At 66.2% G+C, this 8,781-nt stretch carries 9 protein-coding genes and 1 pseudogene; all 10 read right to left on the reverse strand.

Going from position 1 to position 8,781, the window contains the following annotated elements; all coding sequences use genetic code 11:
* A partial coding sequence (locus tag M4D54_RS13375) for a C40 family peptidase (RefSeq protein ID WP_259892035.1) occupies positions 1-793 on the reverse strand: 793 nt, incomplete at its 3' end.
* A gap of 342 nt (positions 794-1,135) precedes the next feature.
* On the reverse strand, positions 1,136-1,978 hold the full coding sequence (locus M4D54_RS13380; protein WP_259892036.1) for a cytochrome c biogenesis CcdA family protein: 843 nt from the start codon (positions 1,976-1,978) through the stop codon (positions 1,136-1,138).
* Entirely contained in the window at positions 1,975-2,574 is a 600-nt protein-coding gene (locus tag M4D54_RS13385) for a TlpA disulfide reductase family protein (protein WP_017822345.1), read from the reverse strand. Before M4D54_RS13385 ends, M4D54_RS13380 begins: the two co-directional genes overlap by 4 nt.
* A gap of 67 nt (positions 2,575-2,641) precedes the next feature.
* Positions 2,642-3,277 (reverse strand): vitamin K epoxide reductase family protein, encoded by a 636-nt coding sequence (locus M4D54_RS13390; RefSeq protein WP_031306885.1) that lies wholly within the window; start codon positions 3,275-3,277, stop codon positions 2,642-2,644.
* Positions 3,258-3,905: a thioredoxin domain-containing protein gene (locus M4D54_RS13395; protein ID WP_249737047.1), complete on the reverse strand. Its 648-nt coding sequence runs from the start codon at positions 3,903-3,905 to the stop codon at positions 3,258-3,260. The genes M4D54_RS13390 and M4D54_RS13395 overlap by 20 nt, the downstream gene beginning before the upstream one ends.
* Complete coding sequence (locus M4D54_RS13400) at positions 3,902-5,944, reverse strand: cation-translocating P-type ATPase (protein ID WP_259892038.1); 2,043 nt, start codon at positions 5,942-5,944, stop codon at positions 3,902-3,904. Before M4D54_RS13400 ends, M4D54_RS13395 begins: the two co-directional genes overlap by 4 nt.
* Positions 5,941-6,321 (reverse strand): helix-turn-helix transcriptional regulator, encoded by a 381-nt coding sequence (locus M4D54_RS13405; RefSeq protein ID WP_031306883.1) that lies wholly within the window; start codon positions 6,319-6,321, stop codon positions 5,941-5,943. Before M4D54_RS13405 ends, M4D54_RS13400 begins: the two co-directional genes overlap by 4 nt.
* 872 nt (positions 6,322-7,193) lie before the next feature.
* Entirely contained in the window at positions 7,194-8,243 is a 1,050-nt protein-coding gene (locus M4D54_RS13415) for an ArsO family NAD(P)H-dependent flavin-containing monooxygenase (RefSeq protein WP_259892039.1), read from the reverse strand.
* Positions 8,240-8,638, reverse strand: a complete 399-nt coding sequence (locus M4D54_RS13420; protein ID WP_259892041.1) for an arsenate reductase ArsC — start codon at positions 8,636-8,638, stop codon at positions 8,240-8,242. Before M4D54_RS13420 ends, M4D54_RS13415 begins: the two co-directional genes overlap by 4 nt.
* 45 nt (positions 8,639-8,683) lie before the next feature.
* A pseudogene (locus tag M4D54_RS13425) lies at positions 8,684-8,781 on the reverse strand (transcriptional regulator); the annotation flags it as partial.

The raw sequence follows: 8,781 nt of genomic DNA on the forward strand, positions 1-8,781 counted from the left end.
TGGTGCGCTCGGTGACGGCACCGGGAGAGCGTCCTGCATCGACGACCTTGTCGCCGCCGGCGTAGATGCCCATGTGGCCGGGCCACACGACGAGGTCGCCGGGCTGGGCCTCGGACTTGGAGATCTGGGTGCCGGCGTCGACCTGCTGGCCGGAGGTGCGCGGAAGGTCGATGCCGACCTGCTTGTAGGCGTACTGGGTCAGGCCGGAGCAGTCGAAGCTCACGCCCGGGTTGCTCGAGCCCCAGGAGTAGTCGGCTCCGATCTGGGTCCGTGCGGCGTCGACGATCGCCTGCCCGGTGCTGCTCGAGGAGGATGCGGCCGCAGGAACTGACGCACCGCCACCGCCGATGCCGGGGACGGAACCGTTGAGAGAGCCGCGCGTCTCGGAGCCCACCACGCCGTCGACCTGCAGCCCGTTGGTCTGCTGGTAGTCCTTCACCGCACTGTGGGTCAGTGGGCCGAACTTCCCGTCGACGGCGAGTGAGGCGCCCTCATTGTTCAGTGCGGACTGGAGCTGCTCGACCGAGGCGCCCTGGGATCCCCAGCGAAGCTTCTCGGAGGAGTGCAGCGCCTGCGCCGGTGCCGGAGCGGCGGGCGCGGCGGCCTGTGTGACTGCGGACGGCGCGGTGGCAGGCGCTGCGGGTGCTGCCTGGGCCGCACCACCAGCGAAGGCGGAACCGAGCAGGACGGTGCCGAGGACGGCGGCGCCTCCGGTGCCGCGCAGGGCGGGGCCGCTGTGGCGAAGGGGGGTGACTGCGCGGCCGGCCGCGCGATGGGAATTGCTCGTGGCCATGAATGTTCTCCGTGAATATCCCCGCGTGTATGCACGGGGCCGTCTGGCAAGTGGTCGCGGCAACGTCGACAGCAGGGCAAGCATCGCGAAGAAACTCTCATACCTCGTCGCCGGTAGAACCAACGTACCGACCGAGACACCCTCGGAATAGCGTCATGAGCGACCCCGACCGACGATTTCGCCTTCCCTTGAACACTCTCGCGACATGGCCCCGGGTTCACACCCTCTCTTTACCAAAACCTGATGTCGAAATGGGGTAGACGTCACGAGTGCAGTCGAGGTGGACGTACCCCATGTCGGTCACCGGCAGCAGATCGGCAGGAGAGAATGCCTTCGTGAGGCTCACACGATGGGCTGGAACGTGGCGATGGAGCCTTGCAGCTGATCCATCCATGAGGCCCACATTCCCGTGAGCAGCAGCAGGCCGATCGCCATGAGTAGCGCCCCGGATAGGACTCCGATGAGGCGGCGATGGCGTGCAAGTGCCCTGCTCACGCCCATCGCCCTGTCAAGCAGCAGGGCACTGAGGACGAAGGGAACACCCAGTCCGAGCGAGTACGCGAGCGCCAGGGTCGCGCCCCGAGCTGCGGACGCTCCGTCGGCGCCGGCATCGAGGGAGAGCGCGATGATCGCGGCGTAGGTGGGGCCGATACATGGGGTCCAGCTCAGCCCGAAGACGAAGCCCATCAATGGGGCTCCCAGAAGGCCAGCATCAGGACGTTTCCTGGACACCTGGAGATTTCCCGTCAATCGAGGGAACACACCCATGAAAATGAGTCCCATGAACATGACGACGATGCCCGCCACCCGATTGATCCATACTGCGTGCGCCTGAAGGAGATATCCCATCGCGCCGGCGAACCCGCCCAGCGCCATGAATACCACCGCGAAGCCCGCGACGAACAGCAAGCTACCGCCCAGCATTCTTCCAGTTCCCTCACGGAAAAAGGTCATCGGTCGTCCCGCACTCCCGGTATTCCCACGGGTGCCCCGGGTTGGCTCGGTGGTCTTCAGTCCTTGTCCGGCGAGCCCGGAGACGTAACCGAGGTAGCCCGGCACGATGGGCAGCACGCACGGTGAGAGGAACGCGATCAGGCCTGCGATCGCGGCGACGGTGATGGCCAGCAAAAGGGACCCGGACAGGGCGATCGACTGGAAGGTCTCCGCGAGTCCGTTGATGCTCACGCGGCTCCTTCGGCGAGAACGGCGTCGAGCATCGATCTCAGGATGGAAGGGTCGATCGCTCCAGAGATCCGACCTGCGACTCGGCCGTCATGGTCGAGGACGAGAGTAGTGGGAACTGCGTTGGGCGCGACTTGGCCGCGCAGCTGGTACATGATCTCTGCGTCAGAGTCCGGCAGCGAAGGATACGTGATCCCGTAGGTCTCCTCGAAGGCCCCGGCGGGACCTGCCGAGTCACGGACGTTGATCCCGATGAACGACACGCCCTGGTCGGCGTACTCCTCGTGGATCGCTTGAAGATCCGGGGCCTCCACCCGGCATGGCGGGCAGGAGGCGTACCAGACGTTGACCACCAGCACCGATCCCCAGTGGTCTGAGGAGTCGAACCGTTCGCCCTCGTAGCTGGTCCCGGTGAACACTGTGGGTTCGGCGCGATCGGCGGGAGCGATCTCTGTGGTCACGCCGTTGCCGGAGACGTATCCGGCGTCCTCGGAGTCGTAGCGGTCTCCGGTATCAGTGCTGCCGCAGGCAGTGAACAGACCGGTGGCGGTCAAGAAACCGGTGGCGTACAGAATCCGTCGCCGGGAGTGGGCGCGCATGTGCTCGCTCCTTCAAGGTGATCGAGAGGGGATTGGTGGGTGGGCGGAGATGTGAGCTCTCCGGCGCTTAGAACAGCGTGGACCAGTAGTCCCAGAACCTCACGGCGATGAGTGCCAGGATCACGAGGTACCAGGCCACAAGCATCGGGATGCGGAACTCGATTACGAGACGGGCACCCCGGCGAATGGCCGGGGTGGAGCTGTCTGCCAGAGCGCGGAGATGGTGAATCGTGGTGAACCAGAACAGCGGGATGGTCACTGCCCACACGACCATGCAGTAGGGGCACAGTGCCCCGATCTCGTACAGGCTCTGCCCGATCAGCCACTGCACGAAGAGCACCGCAAAGGTCACGCCTGCCTGGATGAGCACACTCATCCAGCGCGCCACACGGGCGCCGGCGAGGAACGCGAATCCGAGCGCGAGAACGGCCGCGAAGCCGGCGATGCCGAGGATCGGGTTGGGGATGCCGAAGGCTGAGGCCTGCGGGGTGTCCATCACGGAGCCGCAGGAAAGCACCGGATTGAGACTGCACGAGGGGACGTAGCTGGGGTCCTCGATCAGAGCAATCTTCTCGACCAACAGCACAACGGCCATGACCAGGCCGATAGCGCCGCTGACGGTGAAGAGCATCCCCAGGCCGCGCGGAGCCCTCGAATCCCGAGGCTCCCCGGCGGCCGGGCCGTCAGCCTTCAAGTGCGGCATCGAGAGGATCCGTGAGGTCCTCGACGCGGGTGGGCTCCAGGCGCTCCCCGTCGACGAAGAAGGTGGGAGTGCTGGTCACGCCGAGCGCCTCCGCGTCGGCAGCACTCTGCTCGATGCGTTCGAGGGTGGCCGGATCGTCATAGACTTGCTCGAAGCGTTCCATGTCGAGCCCGAGCTCCTCGGCGTACCCGAAGAACGCCTCCCGCTGCGAGGTCTCCTGGTGACTCCACTCGGCGGAATTCTCGAACAGCGCCTTGTACATGGCTTCGAACTCGCCCTGCTCTCCGGCGGCCTCAGCCGCCTTGGCGGCTTCGACAGAATTTCCGTGCAACGGCAGGTACCGCACCACAAAGGTCACGCGGTCGCCGTACTCGGCGCGAATCTCCTCGATCGTGGGGTACAGGGACAGACACGCCTCACATTCGAAGTCCAGGTACTCCACGAAGACGGCATCGCCACCTTCGGACAGCCGGGGACTGTCTTCTCGCACGAGCTGGGCCGACGCGGATCCCGTGTCCTCGGCCGGCGCCGATTCCTGCTCATCGGGGTCGAGGAAGATGATGAACCCGGCGAGGACCAGCGCAGCCACTGCGATCAGTCCGAGAGTGAATTTCGTGCTCCTGCTCATGCAACGGGCCTTCCGACAGTTGACGTCTCACGCAGATCCTGCCCGACCGGACTGGACGGCTCCTGCGCGCCTACCCCTGGAGTGCGTGCGGCCCGCATGCCATTGGCGATCACCACGACCTCGGCGACCTCGTGCACGAGCACCACCGCGGCCAGACCCAGCACCCCGAACAGTGCTAGTGGGAACAGCACCACGATGATCGCCAGCGCGAGGACGATGTTCCCAGTCATGATGCGGTGACCCCGGCGAGCATGAGCCAATGCGGCAGGGATCTGCCGCAGATCAGTGCCGGTGAAGGCGACGTCGGCCGACTCGACTGCTGCTGCCGTGCCGGTCGCTCCCATCGCGATGCCCACCGTCGCTGACGCGAGGGCCGGCGCGTCGTTGATGCCGTCTCCGATCATCGCGGTCGGAGCCTGCTCCGAGAGGCGACGGACGTAGGCGGCCTTGTCAGCGGGCAGCTGCTCGGCATGGACTTCCTCGATGCCGGCCTCTGCCGCGATTGCGTGGGCGGTCAGGGCGTTGTCGCCGGTAAGCATGACGGTGCGGATGCCTTGGGCATGCAATGCAGCCACCGTCGCGGCCGCCTCGGGACGCAGCTCGTCGCGGATGCCGACAGCGCCGATCACATGGCTGTCCTCCTCGACCATGACGACGCTCATGCCACGCGATGCCATCTCGTGGGTGCGGTTCCCGAATTGGCCAGGGGAGATCCAGCGGGGACTTCCCACGCGGATCACCCGGCCATGGATGCTTCCGGTGATGCCATATCCGGGGACTTCCTGGACGTCGTCAGCGTCCACCGCGGCATCCGTTGCGGCGAGGACTGCGGCGGCGAGGGGATGGGCGCTGGCGGACTCAAGAGCAGCGGCCGCCGCGAGGACCTCCTCGCGGCTGCGGCCTTCACTTGTGGCGACGTCCACGACGCGGGGTTCGTTACGGGTGAGCGTCCCGGTCTTGTCCAGAGCCACAGTGCGGATCGCCCCCAGCTGTTCGAAGGCGGCGCCGGACTTGATGACCACGCCGAGCTTGCTCGCGGAGCCGATCGAAGAGATGACCGTCACCGGCACAGCGATGGCTAACGCGCAGGGCGACGCGGCGACGAGCACCACCAGGGCGCGCTCGGTCCAAGTTGCCGGGTCTCCGGTGAGGACGCCAATGAGTGCGATCAGTGCGGCGACGATCAGCACCACCGGGACGAGGGGACGGGCAATGCGATCAGCGAGGCGGGCACGTTCACCCTTGGCGGCATGGGCCTGCTCGACCAAGCGCACGATCTGGGTCAGTGAATTGTCCCGACCATCAGCAGTAGCGCGTAGCGCTAGCGAGCCCGAGCCGTTGACGGAGCCCGCATGCACCTCGTCTCCGGGGCCGACCTCGACCGGTATGGACTCGCCGGTGATCGCCGAAGTATTCATCCAGGAGCGCCCAGAGAGGATCACACCGTCCGTGGCAACCTTGTCGCCCGCACCGAGCAGGAGCACGTCCTCGGTGCGGACCTCTCCGGCCGCGATGGTCTGCGGCCCGCCCGGACGTGAAACGCGGGCAGTCTCGGGGATGAGGGCAAGCAGCGCCCGCAGGCCTTGCTTCGCGCGATCCATCGACCGGTCCTCCAACGCCTCCGCCAGAGAGAACAAGAACGCCAAGGCCGCGGCTTCACCGAAGTGCCCTAACAGCACCGCACCGAGCGCGGCAATGGTCATCAGCAGGCCGACGCCAAGCCGACCGCGTCCACGGCCCTGCACTAGGCGACGCAGAGTGCCGGGGACGAACGTCCAGGCCCCGGCCAGCAGGGCGAGAACGTGGGCCGCGAGACCGGCTGTATTGAGTCCTGCCCATCCCGTCAAGAGCCCCAGCACCCACAAGACACCAGAGGTGATCGGCAGCAGCAGCGCGCGATCGTGCCACCACGGTGAGAGCTGTTCGAGCTCGAGTGCCTCCGGCGGATCCGTCAGGCCGCTACTTCCGCAACATGCATCCTCCACCACTGGGGCCACGGGCGGTGCGGGCTTCTCGGGGCCGCAGCATTCGTCGCTCATCGCGTGCCCGCCTTGGAACGCACCTCGACGGAGGCATCGCAGCACAGCGGGATGCCGCAGTCCTCATCGGTGCACGGACGGCCATCATCGACCGCCAGCACAGTCTCGACCAGCCCTGAGAGCGCCTTGGTCAGATGCGCGTCGGCGATCTCGTAGCGCGTGCGCCGCCCCTCGGGGGAAGCGACCACGATGCCACAGCCGCGCAGGCAGGAGAGGTGATTGGACACGTTGGTACGGGTCAGCGACAGCTCTTCCGCCAGTACGGCGGTATAGCCGGGATGGTCGAGGATCGACAGCAGGATGCGGGACCGGGTTGGGTCGGCCATGGCACGGCCGAGACGATTCATGACCTCGAGGCGCGAAGCTTTAGTCAGCATGCACTGACCATGCAGCTGCGGCTGCCGCCAGCGGTACCGCCTTGACGCGGGCAGTGATGTTCTCAGCCGCCACCCGCAACTCACAGATGGTCCTCCCGCTCGCGCTATCGCTTCCCGATGCCCTGGCGATCGCACCACGCGCAGTGGTTACTCAGACTCTCGTCGAACTCATCGCCATGATCGTCCTCGTCCGCCTCCTACCTGCCACCGTCCCGAGGAAGACGACAATCCCGTAACTGGTCGTTTAGGACACGGGTGCCCGCCGGGATGCCCCTCGGCGGTGCACGCAGACTGCAACGTCGCCACGAGCTGCGTTCACCGCTGTGCGCGGCTCGGCGGAGAGTAATTCTCAACCGAACGATGCCGACCCCCGGTAGTCTGAGCCTCGTTGACTAGACGCAACCGCGAGCCTCCGCTGGCAGTGATCGGGACTGATACGCGATCGGGTGTCAGCTTGATACCTACTCGTGCATCAGTCCCCTGCGTCAGCATGACGCGATGGCAGATGCTCTCCCGTTCGCTGCCATCTCACGCTGACGTTCCTCGGCCCTGTGCTCGGGAACGGACTCCGCGAAAGCTTGTCGGCAGGTGGGGCAGCAGATCTTCCGGCCATCGGGTAGCAAGCGCGTGGGCGATCCCAATCCGCTATGGCGGATACGCTCGTCCGCGCAGACCGTCGCGTGCTCTCTGCACAGTGCCGCACCGCAGTGCCGGCAGAATGCGACGGCGGGGACGGAATCGGTCCCTCCATCTGTGTGTTCCCAGCAGTTCATCTGTCTACTCCTTGATGTGTCGCTAATCGAGGTGGATTCTTTGGGTGTCTTTGATGGACGTCAGGATCGTCGAAGTCATCGCGTCATCGCGCACAGAGGTCATGCCCTGTCCATTCGTGCGCTGATCTCGGCGACGGCGAGCTTGGCGGTCCGGGTTGCGCCGATGATGGTGGCGGAGGCAAACCCGGTCCAGTCGCCGTAGCCGAGCAAGTGCAGTCCGGGGTGGCCGATGCTCTGAGTACCCTTGGTGGCGGGCCGGCCGTGGTCGCGGGGCAGCCTCAATCCGCTCAGGTGACCGAGGTGAGGGCGGAAGCCGGTACACCAGATGATCGCATCGCACGCGTGCTCTCGGCCGTCTCGCCAGGAGACTCCCGTCGAGGTGAGGCGGTCGAACATGGGCGAGCGGTTCAGGACGCCGCGATCGCGGGCTTCCCGTACGGGTGGGACCATGACGATGTCTCCGAGTTCTTCCACCCCGCCGTGATCACGACCGGAGCGACGGGCCGCCTCTCGGGCGGTGGCAACGTCGAAGAGGACGCTGCCGTCGACATCGTCCGGCATGAACCGCGGCGGGTGCCGCGTGACCCACACGGTGTCGGCCACCGCTGAGACCTCGGCGAGAATCTGCGCGGCGGAGTTCCCTCCTCCCACGACCACGACTCGTTCGCCCGCGAGCATGTCGGGCGAGTCGTAATCGACAGTGTGCAGCTGTTTTCCGGAGAACGTGTCCTGACCGGGGTAGTACGGGACGTAGGGGCTCTGCCATGTGCCGGTTGCACTGATCACCGCAGCGGCATTCAGCGAGCCCGCATCGGTCTCCACGACCAGGCGTTGGTGGTCAGGTCTGACGTCGGTGACGTTGACTGATCGGCGCACAGGGAGGTTGTAGCGCTTCTCGTAGCGTTCGAGATAGTCCACGACGTGGCTTGCGGTGGGGAAGAGCTCGCCTGTTTGGGCGGGCATCGGCCAGCCGGGCAGAGGACTGTACTGAGCTGGGGAGAACATCCGCAGCGACTGCCAGCCGTGCTGCCAGGCACCGCCCGATCGCTCTTGGTCGTCGAGGATGATGAAGTCCAGACCGGCGCGGCGGAGGAAATAGCCCGCGGCGAGTCCTGCCTGGCCTCCACCGATGACGACGACGTCACTCATGGTCGTGCCGGGTCCGGGCCGAGCAGTTCGGCTGTGAGCGTCTCGATCCGAGATCGGATCTCGTCGCGGATGTGGCGGACTGCGTCGATACCCTGCCCGGCGGGGTCGTCGAGCTTCCAGTCCTCGTAGCGCTTGCCGGGGTAGAACGGGCACGCGTCCCCGCAACCCATCGTGATCACCACGTCGGAGCCCTGCACGGCCTCGGTGGTCAGCACCTTTGGCTCCTCGGCGGTGATGTCGATTCCTGCCTCGGCCATGGCCTGCACTGCGACCGGGTTGATCTGCTCGGCGGGCATGGACCCCGCGGAGCGGACCTCGATGCGGTCCCCGGCGAGCTCCCCCAGCCACCCGGCTGCCATCTGGGATCGACCGGCGTTGTGGACACAGACGAACAAGACGCTGGGGAGCGGTCATGGGAGCCTCCCGACCGGGGGTGAGGTTCAGGCGATGTCGAGGAACGCGCGGAGTTCGGCAAAGGCTGACGGGACGACGGAGTAGTGGGCCCAGCGGCCCTTCTGCTCGCGCGTGAGCAGGCCGG

The sequence above is a fragment of the Brachybacterium sp. p3-SID1565 genome, assembly GCF_025143785.1.
Lineage (GTDB): Bacteria > Actinomycetota > Actinomycetes > Actinomycetales > Dermabacteraceae > Brachybacterium > Brachybacterium epidermidis.

Coding starts and splice junctions, on each gene's coding strand:
- M4D54_RS13385 (WP_017822345.1), bottom strand. CDS start 2,574: ATGCGCGCCCACTCCCGGCGACGGATTCTGTACGCCACCGGTTTCTTG.
- M4D54_RS13390 (WP_031306885.1), bottom strand. CDS start 3,277: ATGCCGCACTTGAAGGCTGACGGCCCGGCCGCCGGGGAGCCTCGGGAT.
- M4D54_RS13395 (WP_249737047.1), bottom strand. CDS start 3,905: ATGAGCAGGAGCACGAAATTCACTCTCGGACTGATCGCAGTGGCTGCG.
- M4D54_RS13400 (WP_259892038.1), bottom strand. CDS start 5,944: ATGAGCGACGAATGCTGCGGCCCCGAGAAGCCCGCACCGCCCGTGGCC.
- M4D54_RS13405 (WP_031306883.1), bottom strand. CDS start 6,321: ATGCTGACTAAAGCTTCGCGCCTCGAGGTCATGAATCGTCTCGGCCGT.
- M4D54_RS13415 (WP_259892039.1), bottom strand. CDS start 8,243: ATGAGTGACGTCGTCGTCATCGGTGGAGGCCAGGCAGGACTCGCCGCG.